17 protein-coding genes are annotated in these 15,009 nt (G+C 61.4%); 9 read left to right on the plus strand and 8 right to left on the minus strand.

Going from position 1 to position 15,009, the window contains the following annotated elements; translation table 11 throughout:
• Positions 1 to 27: 27 nt before the first annotated feature.
• Complete coding sequence (locus ACVHNU_RS03685) at positions 28 to 1,257, plus strand: hypothetical protein (protein ID WP_473019028.1); 1,230 nt, start codon at positions 28 to 30, stop codon at positions 1,255 to 1,257.
• 120 nt (positions 1,258 to 1,377) lie between these two features.
• Here ACVHNU_RS03685 and ACVHNU_RS03690 read toward each other — a convergent pair whose 3' ends face one another.
• From ACVHNU_RS03690 to ACVHNU_RS03705, 4 genes are all read right to left on the minus strand, one after another.
• A complete protein-coding gene (locus tag ACVHNU_RS03690; protein ID WP_262141299.1) occupies positions 1,378 to 1,755 on the minus strand; it encodes a YgaP family membrane protein in 378 nt (125 codons plus the stop codon).
• A gap of 82 nt (positions 1,756 to 1,837) precedes the next feature.
• Positions 1,838 to 2,308: an RNA methyltransferase gene (locus ACVHNU_RS03695; RefSeq protein ID WP_007911337.1), complete on the minus strand. Its 471-nt coding sequence runs from the start codon at positions 2,306 to 2,308 to the stop codon at positions 1,838 to 1,840.
• A gap of 192 nt (positions 2,309 to 2,500) precedes the next feature.
• Positions 2,501 to 2,872, minus strand: a complete 372-nt coding sequence (locus ACVHNU_RS03700; protein WP_003222612.1) for a YajD family HNH nuclease — start codon at positions 2,870 to 2,872, stop codon at positions 2,501 to 2,503.
• 49 nt (positions 2,873 to 2,921) lie between these two features.
• Entirely contained in the window at positions 2,922 to 3,608 is a 687-nt protein-coding gene (locus ACVHNU_RS03705) for a spermidine synthase (RefSeq protein ID WP_047598150.1), read from the minus strand.
• A gap of 80 nt (positions 3,609 to 3,688) precedes the next feature.
• Between ACVHNU_RS03705 and ACVHNU_RS03710 the strand changes: the two genes are divergently transcribed.
• Complete coding sequence (locus ACVHNU_RS03710; protein WP_473019029.1) at positions 3,689 to 3,973, plus strand: hypothetical protein; 285 nt, start codon at positions 3,689 to 3,691, stop codon at positions 3,971 to 3,973.
• Here the strand turns inward: ACVHNU_RS03710 and ACVHNU_RS03715 are convergent.
• A complete protein-coding gene (locus tag ACVHNU_RS03715) occupies positions 3,970 to 4,443 on the minus strand; it encodes a cyclic nucleotide-binding domain-containing protein (protein WP_103484422.1) in 474 nt (157 codons plus the stop codon). The genes ACVHNU_RS03710 and ACVHNU_RS03715 overlap by 4 nt on opposite strands.
• 198 nt (positions 4,444 to 4,641) lie before the next feature.
• The gene (locus ACVHNU_RS03720) at positions 4,642 to 6,696 is read right to left on the minus strand and encodes a S9 family peptidase (RefSeq protein ID WP_473019030.1); all 2,055 of its coding nucleotides are present in this window, start codon (positions 6,694 to 6,696) and stop codon (positions 4,642 to 4,644) included.
• Between the two features lie 237 nt (positions 6,697 to 6,933).
• Between ACVHNU_RS03720 and ACVHNU_RS03725 the strand changes: the two genes are divergently transcribed.
• From ACVHNU_RS03725 to ACVHNU_RS03735, 3 genes are read left to right on the plus strand one after another with little or no spacing between them, the layout of a single operon-like run.
• Positions 6,934 to 7,431: a hypothetical protein gene (locus ACVHNU_RS03725; RefSeq protein ID WP_007969598.1), complete on the plus strand. Its 498-nt coding sequence runs from the start codon at positions 6,934 to 6,936 to the stop codon at positions 7,429 to 7,431.
• A 16-nt stretch (positions 7,432 to 7,447) separates the two neighbouring features.
• On the plus strand, positions 7,448 to 8,224 hold the full coding sequence (locus ACVHNU_RS03730; protein ID WP_003222625.1) for a class II glutamine amidotransferase: 777 nt from the start codon (positions 7,448 to 7,450) through the stop codon (positions 8,222 to 8,224).
• 14 nt (positions 8,225 to 8,238) lie between these two features.
• Entirely contained in the window at positions 8,239 to 8,781 is a 543-nt protein-coding gene (locus ACVHNU_RS03735; RefSeq protein WP_003222626.1) for a DUF2937 family protein, read from the plus strand.
• Between the two features lie 152 nt (positions 8,782 to 8,933).
• Here ACVHNU_RS03735 and ACVHNU_RS03740 read toward each other — a convergent pair whose 3' ends face one another.
• Entirely contained in the window at positions 8,934 to 9,848 is a 915-nt protein-coding gene (locus ACVHNU_RS03740) for a LysR family transcriptional regulator (RefSeq protein ID WP_226501588.1), read from the minus strand.
• 158 nt (positions 9,849 to 10,006) lie between these two features.
• Between ACVHNU_RS03740 and ACVHNU_RS03745 the strand changes: the two genes are divergently transcribed.
• The 4 genes from ACVHNU_RS03745 to ACVHNU_RS03760 all read left to right on the plus strand — a co-directional run bounded on the left by ACVHNU_RS03745 (position 10,007) and on the right by ACVHNU_RS03760 (position 13,729).
• Positions 10,007 to 11,293, plus strand: coding sequence for an MFS transporter (locus ACVHNU_RS03745; protein WP_473019031.1), 1,287 nt, complete (start codon positions 10,007 to 10,009; stop codon positions 11,291 to 11,293).
• A 62-nt stretch (positions 11,294 to 11,355) separates the two neighbouring features.
• A complete protein-coding gene (locus ACVHNU_RS03750; RefSeq protein ID WP_473019032.1) occupies positions 11,356 to 12,108 on the plus strand; it encodes a 5-oxoprolinase subunit PxpA in 753 nt (250 codons plus the stop codon).
• Positions 12,105 to 12,809, plus strand: coding sequence for a 5-oxoprolinase subunit PxpB (pxpB, locus tag ACVHNU_RS03755; protein ID WP_473019033.1), 705 nt, complete (start codon positions 12,105 to 12,107; stop codon positions 12,807 to 12,809). Before ACVHNU_RS03750 ends, pxpB begins: the two co-directional genes overlap by 4 nt.
• Positions 12,806 to 13,729, plus strand: coding sequence for a 5-oxoprolinase subunit C family protein (locus ACVHNU_RS03760; protein ID WP_473019034.1), 924 nt, complete (start codon positions 12,806 to 12,808; stop codon positions 13,727 to 13,729). Before pxpB ends, ACVHNU_RS03760 begins: the two co-directional genes overlap by 4 nt.
• A gap of 92 nt (positions 13,730 to 13,821) precedes the next feature.
• On the opposite strand, the gene ACVHNU_RS03765 is transcribed toward ACVHNU_RS03760, so the two are convergent.
• On the minus strand, positions 13,822 to 15,000 hold the full coding sequence (locus ACVHNU_RS03765; protein ID WP_003222635.1) for a vWA domain-containing protein: 1,179 nt from the start codon (positions 14,998 to 15,000) through the stop codon (positions 13,822 to 13,824).
• Positions 15,001 to 15,009: the final 9 nt, after the last annotated feature.

Here is a 15,009-nt window from a genome sequence, read left to right on the forward strand (position 1 = left end):
GGTTCCAGGATTCAACAAGGAGTGTGTATGGCTGGGGGATTGCTGCGGGCATCGCTGATCGGTCTGCTGGCGCTAAGCGCGCCAGTGTGGGCGGCAAAGAAAGTCGATCTGGATTACCACGTACGCCTGCTGCCGCAAAGCGATCAGGCCGAAGTACGACTGACCCTGGCGAAAGGCGAAGCGGTGCGCAGTCTCGATTTCGACCTCGGCGACGGCAGCCACTACAGCGACTTCAAGGCCGACGGCCAGTGGCAGTTGACCCCGGGTAAACAGGCACGTGGCCTGTGGCGTCCGAGTGGTGACAAGCCCAGCCTGACTTACCGCGTCAGCATCAGCCACGGCCGCAAGAACGGCAGCTTCGACACGCGCCTGACCCCGACCTGGGCTTTGCTGCGCGGTGATGACCTGGTGCCGCCGGCCAGGCTCGATCAGCAGGATGGCGTCGAGCTGGTGTCGCGCCTGCAATTCGAACTGCCTAACGGCTGGCAAAGCGTCGAAACCGCCTGGCCGCGTATCGGCAAGAACAAATTCCGCATCGACAATCCCTCACGGCTGTTCGACCGCCCGACCGGCTGGATGCTCGCCGGTCACCTCGGCAGCCGCCGCACGCGCCTGGGCGAAACCGAAGTCACCGTGGCCTCGCCGCAAGGGCAGGGCATGCGCCGCATGGATGTGCTGACCTTGCTGACGTTCGTCTGGCCGCAGGTGCAAGCGGTCTATCCCCGGCATCCGAAAAAACTGCTGATCGTCGGCGCCAACGACCCGATGTGGCGCGGCAGTCTGGGCGCACATGAATCGATCTACTTGAACACGCGTCTGCCGCTGGTCAGCGAGAGTGGCAGCAGTGCGCTGGTGCGTGAGCTGGCGCAGGTGTTCGGCCGGATCAGCGACGAGCATCGCAGCGACTGGATCAGCGAAGGGTTTGCCGAGTATTACGCGATCGAACTGGTGCGCCGTGCCGGTGGCATGAGCGATGAGCGCTATCAGGCGTTACAGGCGAAGCTGAACAGGGAAAGTCAGAAAGTCACGACCCTGCGCGGCGAACAGATCAGCCCGGCGCAAGTTGCCAAAGCGGTGGTTGTGCTGCAGGAACTCGATCGCGAGATTCGCTTGAAGACGCGCAACAAGCGTTCGCTGGATGATGTGTTGCGCGGGGCGATGCATCTCGGGACGGTGGACACCAAGGCGTTTGTGCAACTGGCCGAGAGTGTTCTGGGCGAATCCTCCAAAGTCCTTGATAGCGCATTGCTTCAGTAATACCGCCTTCGCGAGCAAGCCCGCTCCCACATTTGATCGCATTCCAACTGACGGAACCCGGTTCAATGTGGGAGCGGGCTTGCTCGCGAAGAGGCCAGAAGCCTCAACGAAGATCTCGAATCAAACCCCGGCTTTTGGTGATTTCACCGAATCATTGCCAGTCACCGTGGCCGTGCTGGTCGCTGCCTCGGCATTGGCCTTGAGCTTGCTCAGTTCTTCCCCGGCCCGTTCGATCTTCGCCCGGACGTTGTTCATGTCCTCGCGGCTTTTTTCCAGCAGGCTTTTCATCGAGCTGTGCCCGGTGATGCCACGGGCCATTGCCACGCCGCCAATCGCCACCTGAATCAGACCGAACAGGCCGCCACGGCGCAGGCCCTTGCCGACCATGATCACGCCACCGGCCAGCGAGCCGATGCGCTCCCAGCCCTGTACGTTCTGCTCGGTCGGGCTCTGGAACGGGGTGGAATCGATACGTTGGACGCGTTTGAGTTCGGTCATGATCTGTCTCCCAGGCAATGTGCAATAGATAGATAAGCTGACTGCCGCAGCGGCCGGCTCGTTCCATCGAATGTGCGACGTTTCAGCGGAATTTCGGCCCGGAGCGAGTATTCAGGCCCTTGGCCATGCGGTCGTAAAGCACCACGTTGACCGTGGCCGCCAGGTTCATGCAGCCGGTGGTCGGGATGTACACGACGTCTTCGCACCAGTCGCGGATCTCTTTATCCAGCGAGCCGTCTTCCGGGCCGAAGATGTACAGCGCGCGATCCGGATGGGTGTATTCCGGCAGCGGGCGGGCGCCCTCGACCAGTTCCACGGCGACCGGGACGCAGTTGAGCGGGAGGATTTTTTTCAGGTCGTCGATGCCGATCAGCGGGATGTCGTAGTGCACGCGCTTGGTGTCGGTGACGAAATCGGCGGCGCGTTCATAACGCTTGCCGGTGTAAAACACCGACGCCACGCCGTAACAGCCTGCGGCGCGCATCACCGAACCGACGTTCTCCGGTGATTTGGGGTTGTACAAACCAATGCAGCTGTAACGTTTGTCTGCCACGAGCGGGGTGCCTTCGGGAAAAAGAGGGCGATTATACGGGGATTGGGCAGTTGTGGTCAGATCAAGGATTGCCGGTGTCTGATCGACCGCCTTCGCGAGCAAGCTCGCTCCCACAGTGGTTTTGTGTATGACACTGATCCAGTGTGGGAGCGAGCTTGCTCGCGAAGGGGCCAGTCGGGCCAATGAAGAACTTTAATCTTCTTTTTTCATCAGCCCGGCGAGGGCGGCAAACGGGTTATGCGTGGCCTTGGCGATTTTCGGCGTGCTCAGCGAGCCGTCGCCGAAATATTGCTGGTCGGTGTAGCGCGAGTGTTCGTTGTCGTGGCAATACAGGCACAACAGTTCCCAGTTCGAGCCGTCCTGCGGGTTGTTGTCGTGGTTGTGATCGCGGTGGTGCACGGTCAGTTCGCTCAGACGCTTGCCGGAAAACTCACGGGCGCAGCGGCCGCAGACGTGCGGATACATCTTCAGGGCCTTGTCGCGGTAGCCCATTTCCTTGTCGCGCTGGTTGTCGGCAAGGATGCGATCGAGCTTCGACGTGTTGGTCGGGGTGGACGAACTCATGGGTTCACCTTTGTAAAAAGACTAATGACGGTTATGTGCAGAGTTTAGCTCAGCCCTTGAGCTTCTCGGCAATCCAGATCGTGTGGCGGGTGCCCTTGTTGCCGTGGGCGAAGACCTGCACTTCCTCGGCCTTGAAACCGGCCTTCTTCAATTTGTCGGAAAACTGCCGGTCGGCGCTGGCCGACCACACCGCCAGCACACCCTTGGGCCGCAGGGCTTTGGCGCAGGCGTTCAGGCCGGCGGCCGAGTACAGCCAGCTGTTGGCTTTCTGCGTCAGGCCTTCGGGGCCGTTGTCGACGTCGAGCATGATCGCGTCGAAGCCGTTCGGCTCGCTTTGCAGGACCTTGGCCACGTCGTCCTGACGGATCACTGTGCGCGGATCGAGCAACGGTCGCCCGGACTTTTCACCGAGCGGCCCACGGTTCCACTCGACCACGCCGGGCACCAGTTCGGCGACCACCACTTCGGCGCTCTTGCCCAGATGTTTGAGCGCCGAGGCGAGGGTGAAACCCATGCCCAGACCGCCGATCAACACTCGCGAATTCGGCCGGCCGGCGACCTTGCGGCAAGGGATCTCGGCCAGTGCATCTTCCGAACCGTGCATGCGCGTGTTCATCAATTGCCCGCCGTCGCCGCCCTGGATCTTGATGACGAAATCCTCGCCATACTCGAACAGGCACAGGGCACCGCCGTTATCTGGGATCGGCGTGGTGTCGAGCAGAACGAAACGTTTCATGGAAATCTCTACAAAGGGGAAGGCAAGCAGGCCCGTTGGGAGTAGCCTGAGCGCAGACTAAAGGCCAAACGGAGCCCTTGATGAAGCGCACCATTCTAACGGTCATTGCCCTGGCCGCGCTCTCGATTACTGCAGTGCAGGCGCAGCAGACCATTCCGGTCAGCCCGACGCCGCAACCCGGCTCACCCGGCACCGCCACGCCGACGCCGTATCCGCAAATCACCCCGATCAGCGCACCGAAGGCCGGTGCCGGCAGTGGCAGCCCGCCGCTGGTGCCGATCGAAATGCCTAGCCCGCCGAGCAAGGATCAAGCGGTGCAGGGCATCGAACCGAGCGGCACCAAGGTCAAATCCCCGGGCGGTTAAATCTGTTGCGCCGCGAGTTGGCCGTCAGCCATGCGCAGGCGCTTGGACAGGGACACGGCAAGGGCGCGGATGATCTTGGCGGCGATCTTCGGTGCGTCGTTGAGCATCTTTTCCAGCGAATCCTTGCCCAGGTTGAGCAACTGACAGTTGCTCGCCGCGACGCAGGTCGCCGAACGGCGCTCACCATCCAGCACCGCCATTTCACCGAACGCCCGACCGCTGCGCAGGGTGGCCATGGTGATGACCTGACCGTCGGGGCCAGTCTTCTGCACGGCGACCTGACCGGTGTGGAGGATGCACATGAAACTGCCGGCATCGCCCTCACGGAAAATCGCTTCGCCCTCCGCCACGGTACTGATGCTGAAGTAGCCCGAGGCTGCGGCAAAGTCCGCCAGTTGCAATTGATCGAACAGGCCACAGTCCATCAGCCAGTCGCGAATTTCGTTGTTCAGCAGGGTGGGTTCTGACATGTCATTGCGGTCTTTATTGTTTTCACTGATTCCAGGCTTACACCGTCCCCTGTAGGAGCTGCCGCAGGCTGCGATCTTTTGATTTTGATTTTTGAAAGACAAGATCAAAAGATCGCAGCCTGCGGCAGCTCCTACAGGGGTTCATAGGTATCGGCCCCCTGGGTCTGGAGTTAAGACCCAAGTGACCGACGGAGTTCCTCAGGCCAGGCCCAAAACCTTGAACACAAACGCATATTCGAGCGCTACGTCACGTAATCCCTGATAACGCCCGCTCATTCCGCCATGCCCGGCACCGAGTTCGGTCTTGAGCAGCAGCAGATTGTCGTCGGTCTTGGTCGCGCGCAATTTCGCCACCCACTTGGCCGCTTCCCAGTACTGCACGCGACTGTCGTTGTAGCCGGCGATGACCAGGGTTGCCGGATAATTCTGCGCGGTGACGTTTTCGTACGGCGCGTACGCCTTGATCCGCTCGTAGACGTCCGGCTCTTCGGGGTTGCCCCATTCGTCGTACTCAGTGACGGTCAGCGGCAAGTCCGGGTCGAGCATGGTGTTGAGCACGTCGACGAACGGCACTTCGGCAATCGCCACGCCGAACAGGTCCGGACGCTGATTCAGCACCGCGCCAATCAACAAGCCGCCAGCGCTGCCGCCGCTGATCGCCAGTTTTTCAGCGGTGGTGATGCCGTTGAGGATCAGGAATTCGGCGCAGGCAATGAAGTCGCTGAAGGTGTTGTGCTTGTGTTCCTGCTTGCCGGCGCGATACCAGGCTTCGCCCAGCTCACCGCCGCCACGCACATGGGCGATGGCGAAGGCCATGCCGCGGTCCAGCAGGCTGAGGCGTGCGTGGGAGAACCACGGATCGAGGCTGGAACCGTAGGCGCCATAACCGTACAGATACAGCGGCACCGGTTTGCCGACCATCTCGCGTTTCATCACCAGGCTGATCGGCACCTGCGTACCGTCCGGCGCGGTAGCCCAAAGGCGTTGGCTGATGTAGGCGTCGGCATCGAACGGGCCGAGCACCGGGGTTTCCTTCAGAACGGTTTGCTCGCCGCTGGCCAGCAGCAACTGCCGAACCTGCGCCGGACGGTTCAACGCCTCGTAACGCAGACGGATGCGGTCGCTCTCGAACTCCAGACTGTTCTGCACATAGAGGCTGTAGGCCGCGTCCGGCAGTTGTACGCGATACGGCGTCTGGCCTTGCGGGTGAACTTCGATGATCGGCAAACCGCCCTCGCGCAGGCTCAGGGTCATGGCCGCGGTGTTCAGCGTCACGCCGTCGAGCATCACCGTGTCGCTGTGCGGGATCAGGTTCTGCCAGTCGGCTTCGCTCGGTACCGCACCAGTGTCCGGCGCCTGATACAGGGCGAAGTTGATGCCGTCGCGGTTGGTGCGGATGAACCAGGTCCACACGCCATCCAGCGCACCGTGGTCGACGTCGTATTCATGATCCTCGACCCGAGGCGCCAGACAGGTAAACGGCAAATGCGGCTGATGCGCATCCAGTGCCCAGACTTCGCTGGTGGTTTTGCTGCCCAGGGTCAGCAGCAATTGCTGCTCGGAACTGGAGCGGTAGCAATGCAGGAAGAAGCGCCCGTCCGGCTCATGGAACACCTCTTCGGCGGCGGTGCCGTCGAGGCGATAGCGATACAGTTTGTGCGGGCGATGAGTGTCGTCGAGCACGCCAAAGAATAGGGTCAGGCTGTCGTTGGCCCAGGTCATGCTGCCGTCGCAGTCTTCGAACTCCAGTTCGCTGACCTTGTCGTTGGCCAGTTCCTTGACGAACAGCGTGTAGATCTCGTCGCCCGAGGCATCGACGCTGTAGGCCAGGCGCTGGTGATCCGGGCTGATGCTGAACGCGCCGAGCGAGAAGAAACCGCCATTGGCCAGCACGTTCGGGTCGAGCAGCAGTTGTTCGCGGCTTTCATCGAGGGTCAGGCTGTCGTCAGCCGGATGCGGGCAACGGTAATGCCGAGCGTACTCGTCACCCGCGGTGGTGCGGGTGTAATACAGATACGGCCCCCAGGGCGAGGGCAGGGACAGGTCGGTCTCGAGGATCCGGCCCTTGATCTCTTCGAACAGGCTTTCGCGCAGAGCGGCCTGATCGGCGGTCTGTGCTTCCTGATAGGCGTTTTCAGCCTTGAGGTAGTCGAGCACCGCGTCGGTGTCGCGTTCCTGCAGCCAGGCATACGGGTCGGCACCGGCAGCCTTGTGGGCGATCGGGGCGCGGAGGACGTGGGCGGATTCGGGCATGGAAGGCTCTCGGGCAATGTTCGGAATAAAGGTTTTCGCAGCTCTTGAAACCATCGCACTTCCCTGTGGGAGCGAGCTTGCTCGCGAAGGCGTCCTGTCAGATGACATTTGTTTCACTGACCCAACGCTTTCGCGAGCAAGCTCGCTCCCACAGGGTTTGCTGTTGGCCGTCTGGCATTGGGACAAGCCTGACGGGCGAAAAGTCGTTACTATAAGCGCCTCTTTGCCTGCCTTGCCATGGACACCATGACCGAGAACGACTATCTGATCGCCTGGGGCCTCTACGCCTTTGCCGCTGTGGGCTGCCTGTTGGTATGGATGCGCCTGACCCGCTGGATGTGGCGCTGGCTGCGCGAGCCGCTGCGGGTGCTGATGGCGGTGTTGCTGTTCAGCCCGACCATCATTGACCCGGTGAAAGCCAAGGTCGCGCCGTCGATCGCCATCACCGCGCTGGATCTGGCCTTCAAGGTCGGCAATAACGCTTGGCGAGCGATTTCCGATCTGTTCATGTACGGCATGATTGCGTTCGGCATCTACCTGATTTTCGTGCTGATCCGCTTCCCGATCGAACGTGCTTCCCGAGCGCGCCGCGAACAGGCTGAAGCCGCCAAGGCCGCGGCCCGTGCCGATGATCGCGACGACGATCAGCCGTTCGGCGGTGCCGGAGACGACCGTTACGGTCGCCCGCCGTTGCCGAACAATCCGCAACGCATGCGCGTCGAGCCGCGTCTGTAATCACGAGAGTCAGCACATGTGTGAACTACTGGGCATGAGTGCCAACGTGCCGACCGATATCGTGTTCAGCTTCACCGGCCTGATGCAGCGCGGCGGGCGCACCGGCCCGCACCGCGACGGCTGGGGCATCGCTTTCTACGAAGGTCGCGGCTTGCGCCTGTTTCAGGACCCGGCCGCGAGTTGCGAGTCGGAAGTCGCCAACCTGGTGCAGCGCTATCCGATCAAGAGCGAAGTGGTCATCGGCCATATCCGCCAGGCCAACGTCGGCAAGGTCTGCCTGTCCAACACCCACCCGTTCGTCCGCGAACTGTGGGGGCGTAATTGGTGTTTTGCGCACAACGGCCAGCTCGCCGACTTCACCCCGATCAAGAGTTTCTACCGCCCGGTGGGCGACACCGACAGCGAAGCGGCCTTCTGCGATTTGCTCAACCGCGTGCGTGCCGCATTCCCGGAACCGGTCGATATAGAAGTGCTGCTGCCCGATCTGGTCGCCGCCTGCGCCGAATACCGTAGCAAAGGCGTGTTCAACTGCCTGCTCAGCGATGGCGACTGGCTGTTCTGCTATTGCTCGACCAAACTGGCACAGATCACCCGGCGCGCACCGTTCGGTCCGGCGCGGCTCAAGGATGTCGATGTGATCGTCGATTTCCAGGCAGAAACCACGCCCAACGATGTGGTCACGGTGATCGCCACCGAGCCTTTGACCGAAAACGAAACCTGGACCCGTTACGAACCGGGCCAATGGAGCCTGTGGCGACGCGGCGAATGCGTCAGCCAGGGCACGACCGAATAAAGGATCTCTCCTCGATGTTGCTCAGTTATCTACGGCTGGTGTTGTTTGCGGCGGGCCTGTTGATCGGTGTCCAGGTGCCGGGGTTCATCAACGATTACGCCAAACGTGTCGAAGCCCATCTGATCGAAGCGCAGACCGGTTTGCGCGGTTTCCAAGGCACCGCCGAGCAGTTCTTCAAGGGCGACTTGCAGGCGCTGGTTGCACATTACCGCGCCAGTGACGATCCGGTGTTTCGCAGCGATGCCGACAGCCTGAGCACTTTGCTCGACCGGCAGTTGGCGCTGGATAAACAGTTCCAGGCCATGCAGGGCCCGTGGTACATCCGCTTCCTGCAAGTGGTGCTGGCCGCCGACCCGGACATTCGCAAGGAAACCTGGAACGGCTACAGCTACCAGATCCTGCTGACTCCGGAAGCGATGATCTGGGGCATGAGCGGCGCGTTGTTGCTGTCGTTCGGCATCGAGTGCCTGATTCGTCTGATTGACTGGGTGGTGCTCGGTGGCCGGCGTTTGCGCCAGAGCCGGCCGATTGAAGACCGCGACGTGCGCGGTCTTTAAGGACCGCGCGATCACTGTGGCGAGGGAGCTTGCACCCGCCCGGCTGCGCAGCAGTCGTAAACCTATGAACTCAATTGTCCTGGATGATTAGGGTGTCTGGTTTTGGGCCTGCTTCGCAGTCCAGCGGGAGCAAGCTCCCTCGCCACAGGGTGTCAGGCACTCAAGACGATGTAGTTTTCACCAACCTTGCGCGCATACCCCTCCAGCACCTGCTGACACAACGTCACCATCTCTTCGACCCACTCCACGCCCACTCGCCACGACACCACCACTTGCAGATTCGGTGGTCGCTGGTCGATGTCGAGCAAGGTCAATTCACCCCGCGCCAGTTCCTCGGCCACCAGCACCGGTGGCAGTACGCCGATGCCAAATCCATCGCGCAGCAGCCGGGTAATCGCCGACACCGAGTTCACGCAGTTCAGCCGCGGCGCCAACACACCGTTGGTCTGCATCAATGCCAGCAGATCCTGATGCGGCCGGGAGTTTTTCGAGTAGGTGATGATCCGTTCCTGCGCCAGTTCGCCGAGGTCGGCGTACTCGCGGTTGTAGATCGAATTGCTCGCAACGATCCAGCCCAGCGGATGGCTGGCCAGCTCCAGACTGCGCACGCTTTCGTGACGTACCAGATCGGTTTGCAGAACGATGTCGAGAAAGCCTTTTTGCAGCTGATCGCAGAGGTTCAGCGAGGTATCCGCCACCAGCTCGATTTCCACCCGTGGATACAAATCGGTCATCTGCGCCACCAACGGGCTGAGCCAGGTGTGGATCACCGTGTCCATCACGCCGATGCGCACCCGGCCAACCTTGCTCGAGCGGGTCTCGATCGATTGCTTCAGGGCTGACATCGTATCGAGCATCTGCTCGGCATAATCCAGCACCTTCAGGCCTTCGGGCGTCAGGCTGACGCCGCGTGAATCACGCAGAAACAGCTTCACCCCCAGTTCGCCTTCGAGCACCGCGATGCGGCTGGAAATCGACGCCTGGGTGGTGAACAGCTTGTCGGCGGTCAGGCGAAAACTCTTCAGCCGGGCGACCCAGACAAAGGTCTCGAGAAACTTCAGGTTCATGGCAACGGCTCGGGTGACAAATTTTTCTTATGCCTAAGGCGGGTTTTTATTCGTTGGACGCAGCAGGGCGGCGCGCCCAAAAATCGGCGCATCCGGTTCCCACGATAGGCGTCGTCGGAACTTCGAACAAGACCAATAAAAGCCTGCGGAGACTTGCCATGCGTGCGCCCGACACCCTCGACCTCCCCAAGAGCACGGCCCGCCCCGGTCCGTTCGACTGGTATCGCAACATCAATCAGCAGGAACGTCGTACCTTCTGGAGCTGCAAGATCGGCTATGGCCTGGACGGCATGGACACGCAAATGCTCAGCTTCGTGGTACCGACCCTGATCGCCATGTGGGGCATCACCACCGGGCAGGCCGGGCTGATTCACACCAGCACCCTGATCGCCTCGGCCATTGGTGGCTGGGTCGCGGGGATTCTCTCCGACCGGATTGGCCGCGTGCGCACCCTGCAACTGACGGTGCTGTGGTTTGCCTTCTTCACCTTCCTCTGCGGTTTCGCGCAGAACTACGAACAGTTGCTGATCGCCCGGACCTTGATGGGCTTTGGCTTCGGCGGCGAATGGACCGCCGGCGCGGTGCTGATCGGTGAAGTGATCCGCGCCAAGGATCGCGGCAAAGCGGTGGGCATGGTGCAATCCGGTTGGGCGCTGGGGTGGGGGCTGACGGCGATTCTGTATGCGCTGCTGTTCTCGGTGTTGCCGCCGGAAGATGCCTGGCGAGCGCTGTTCATTCTCGGCATCGTCCCGGCCATTTTCGTGATCTTCGTGCGGCGTCTGGTGAAGGACCCGGAGATCTATCGCGAAGCCAAGGCTGCGCAAACTCCGCAGAACCCGTCGAAGTTCTACGAGATCTTTGCCCCGGGCATGCTGTTCACCACGTTCCGTGCGTCGCTGCTGACCACCGGTGCACTCGGCGGTTACTACGCGATCACTTCGTGGCTGCCAACCTTCCTCAAGAACGAACGCGGTTTGAGCGTGCTCGGCACTGGCGGCTATCTGGCCATGGTGATTGTCGGGTCCTACGTCGGCTATGTGATCAGCGCATATCTGACCGATCTGCTCGGGCGTAAAAAGAATTTCATCCTGTTCGCGGTCGGCTCGTTCACCATTGTTCTGCTGTACACGCAAATGCCGGTGAGCAACGGGGTGATGCTGTGGCTGGGCTTTCCGCTGGGCTTCTTCGCCTCGGGGATTTTCAGCGGCATGGGCGCGTTTCTCACCGAGCTGTTTCCGACGCGGATTCGCGGTTCGGGGCAGGGCTTCTGCTACAACATCGGCCGGGCGCTGGCGGCTTTGTTTCCGCTGCTGATCGGCCTGCTCAGCCAGACAGTGCCGTTGAGCGTGGGTATCGGTGCGTTCGCGGCGGTATCGTACGGCGTGGTGATTCTCGCGGCGTTGAGCCTGCCGGAAACCCGTGGCAAGCAACTGGATGCGCAGTAACTGATAACCTGCTGAGCAAGCGTCCTACAGACAAAAAGACAAGAAGCTACAGGAGTTTCACCGTGAGCCGCCTGCTATTGAATTGCGACATCGGCGAGAGTTTCGGCAGCTGGACCATGGGTCTGGACGCCGAGGTCATGCCCTACATCGACTGCGCCAACGTGGCCTGCGGCTTCCATGCCGGTGACCCGAGCATCATGCGCAAGACTGTCAGCCTGGCCCTGAGTCACGGCGTGCAGATCGGCGCGCACCCGGCCTATCAGGATCTGGTCGGTTTCGGCCGGCGTTCCATGCCCTATTCCGCTCAGGAACTGCAAGACATCCTGCATTACCAGATCGGCGCGCTCGACGGCATTTGCCGTGCGCAGGGCGGGCGGGTCAGTTACGTCAAACCCCACGGCGCGATGTACAACGACATGATGGCCAACCCGGCGCAGTTGCGTGCAGTGATTCAGGCCGTGGCCGCCTATGATCGCAGCCTGCCGCTGATGCTGATGGCCACCCGCGATAACGCGGCGGCGCAGCAACTCGGTGACGAATACGGCGTGACCCTGTGGTTCGAAGCCTTCGCCGACCGCGCCTACGACAGCGCAGGTCGACTGGTTTCGCGGCAACTGCCGGGCGCGGTGCATCACGAGCCAGAAAAAATCATCGAACAGGCCCTGACCATCGCCCGTGGCGGTGACCTCGTCGCCAGTGACGGCAGCACGCTGCACCTGCAGGCCAACACCTTGTGCGTGCATGGCGACAACGCCAGTTCGGTGGCTGCCGTGAAGCGCATTCGCGAGGCCCTGAATCAGCAGAGCGCGCCATGAACCCACGGATTGAAGTGGTGGCCCTGGACTGCCTGATGCTGCGCCTGTTCGATGAAATCGCCGAAACCAACATGCCGTGGATGCTCGCTGCCAGTGAGCGCCTGCGCACGGTATTTGGCGCGCAATTGATTGATCTGGTGCCGTCCTACACCACGCTGATGGTGCATTACGACCTGACGGTACTGAATCCGAATCAGGCCCGTGAATTGATCGCTGAAGCGCTGATCGATCTGTCGCCGAACGCTCGAACCAGCGGCCAGTGCCATGTGTTGCCGGTCTGGTACGACCTGAGTGTCGGCCCCGAACTGAGCCTGCTGGCGCAGCGCAGCGGGTTGGCGGTGGAGGAGGTGATTCGGCGGCACAGCGCTCGCGAATATCAGGTGTTCGCCCTCGGCTTCGCGCCGGGATTTGCCTTCATGGGGCTGGTGGAAGAAATCCTCGCCGCGCCACGCCTGGACACCCCACGCAAGAAAGTCGCGGCCGGCAGCGTCGGGATCGCCGAGCGGCAGACCGCGGCTTATCCAGTGGTGTCACCCGGTGGCTGGAACCTGATCGGCCGCACTCCGGCGAAACTGTTCGATCGTCATCGCGACGGCTACAGCCTGATGCAACCCGGCGACACCGTGCGTTTCGAAGCGGTGAGCCACGCCGAGTTCATCAACCTGGGCGGCGATGACACGCCACTGGAGGCACTGGCATGAGCCGACTGACGATTGAGGCCAGCACGCCGCTGTGCTTGTTGCAGGACGCCGGGCGTTTTGGCGTGCGCCATTTGGGCGTGACCCAGGGCGGCGCCGCGGATTGGAGTTCGATGAGTTGGGGCAATTGGTTGCTCGGCAATGCGCTGGATCTGCCGGTGATCGAAATCACCCTCGGCGGGTTTGCCGTAGTGGCGCAGCAAGATTGCCTGCTGGCGTTGGCCGGGGCGGATCTCGGCGCGCAGATTGACGGGCAGGCGCTGGCGCCGTGGCGCAGTTTCAAGCTCAGCAAAGGGCAAACCTTGAAGTTCAGCCAACCGCTGCTCGGCGCCCGGGCTTATCTGGCGGCACCCGGCGGTTTCGACGCGCCGCAGGTGCTGGGCAGCAGTGCTACGGTGGTGCGCGAAGAACTCGGTGGATTAGATGGTATGGGTTTACCGCTGACCAAGGGCGCGACATTGAGTTATCGCGGTGCGGTCCTGCAGGTGCGTGAAGTGCCGCTGGCGCATCGACCTGATCTGCGCCTCAATGCGCCGCTGGATCTGGTGCTCGGCGCACAGATTGGTCAGTTCAGCGGACAGAGTCTGTTCGATGTGTTCAACAGTCCGTGGACGCTCGACAGTCGCGCCGACCGCATGGGAATTCGCTTGTTGGGCAAGGCGTTGCAGTATCAGGGCCAGCCAATGATTTCCGAGGGCATTCCGCTGGGCGCGGTACAGGTGCCGCCGGATGGGCAGCCGATTGTCTTGCTCAATGATCGGCAGACGATTGGTGGCTATCCACGTTTGGGAGCGCTGACGCCGTTGGCGCTGGCGCGATTGGCGCAGTGTCTGCCGGGCGCGCAGGTGCGGTTGAGGCCGGTGGTGCAGGACGTGGCGCACCGGGAGCAGGTCGAGTATTTGCGGCGCTTTCGAAATAGCTGAGAGCTTCGCGAGCAAGCCCGCTCCCACAGGGAAATGAATTCCAAATGTGGGAGCGGGCTTGCTCGCGAAGGGGCCATCACGACTAACGAAGATTATTTCGACAGAAACCGCATCCCTTCCTCAAGCCCGCGCAGGGTCAGTGGATACATTTGATCCTCGATCAAATCGCGCACGATATTGGTCGACGAGGTATAGCCCCAGGTGTCCTTCGGATACGGGTTGATCCAGATGAGCTTCTTGTACTTTTCCATGAAGCGCTGCATCCACACGTAGCCCGGCTCTTCGTTCCAGTGCTCGACGCTGCCGCCGGCCTGGGTGATTTCATAGGGCGCCATGGCGGCGTCACCGATGAAGATCACTTTGTAGTCGGCGCCATACTTGTGCAGCAGATCCTGCGTCGAGAAACGCTCGGACGTGCGGCGCATGTTGTTCTTCCACACCGACTCATAAATGAAGTTGTGGAAGTAGAAGTACTCCAGATGCTTGAACTCGGTCTTGCAGGCCGAGAACAATTCCTCGCAGATCTTCACGTGCGCATCCATCGAGCCGCCGATGTCGAACAGCAGCAACAGCTTTACCGTGTTGCGCCGCTCGGGGCGCATCTGGATATTCAGCAGGCCGGCGTCCTTGGCGGTGTGGTCGATGGTGCCGTCGATATCCAGCTCTTCCGCCGCACCCTGACGGGCGAACTTGCGCAAGCGACGCAGCGCGACCTTGATGTTGCGCGTGCCCAGCTCCACCGAATCGTCGAGGTTCTTGTACTCGCGCTGATCCCAGACCTTGACCGCTTTGCCCTGACGCTTGCCGGCGTCGCCGACCCGAATACCTTCCGGGTTGAAGCCGCCGGAACCGAATGGGCTGGTGCCGCCGGTGCCGATCCATTTGTTGCCGCCAGCGTGACGTTCCTTCTGTTCTTCCAGACGTTTCTTGAACTCTTCGATCAGCTTGTCCAGGCCGCCGAGGGACTGGATCGCCGCGCGTTCCTCATCAGTCAGCGAACGCTCGAATTCCTTGCGCAGCCAGTCTTCGGGAATCAGCGCCTGCAAGTGATCGTCGAGCTTTTCCAGGCCATTGAAGTAGGCGCCGAACGCGCGGTCGAACTTGTCGAAATGCCGTTCGTCCTTGACCAGAATCGCCCGCGACAAGTAGTAGAACTCGTCCATGTCGGCGAAAGTCACGCGCTGTTTCAGCGCGTTGATCAGGTCGAGCAGCTCGCGCACCGACACCGGCACCTTGGCGGCACGCATTTCATTGAACAGGTTGAGCAGCATGACGATGCC

This window comes from Pseudomonas sp. Ors-4-3C (genome assembly GCF_055755035.1).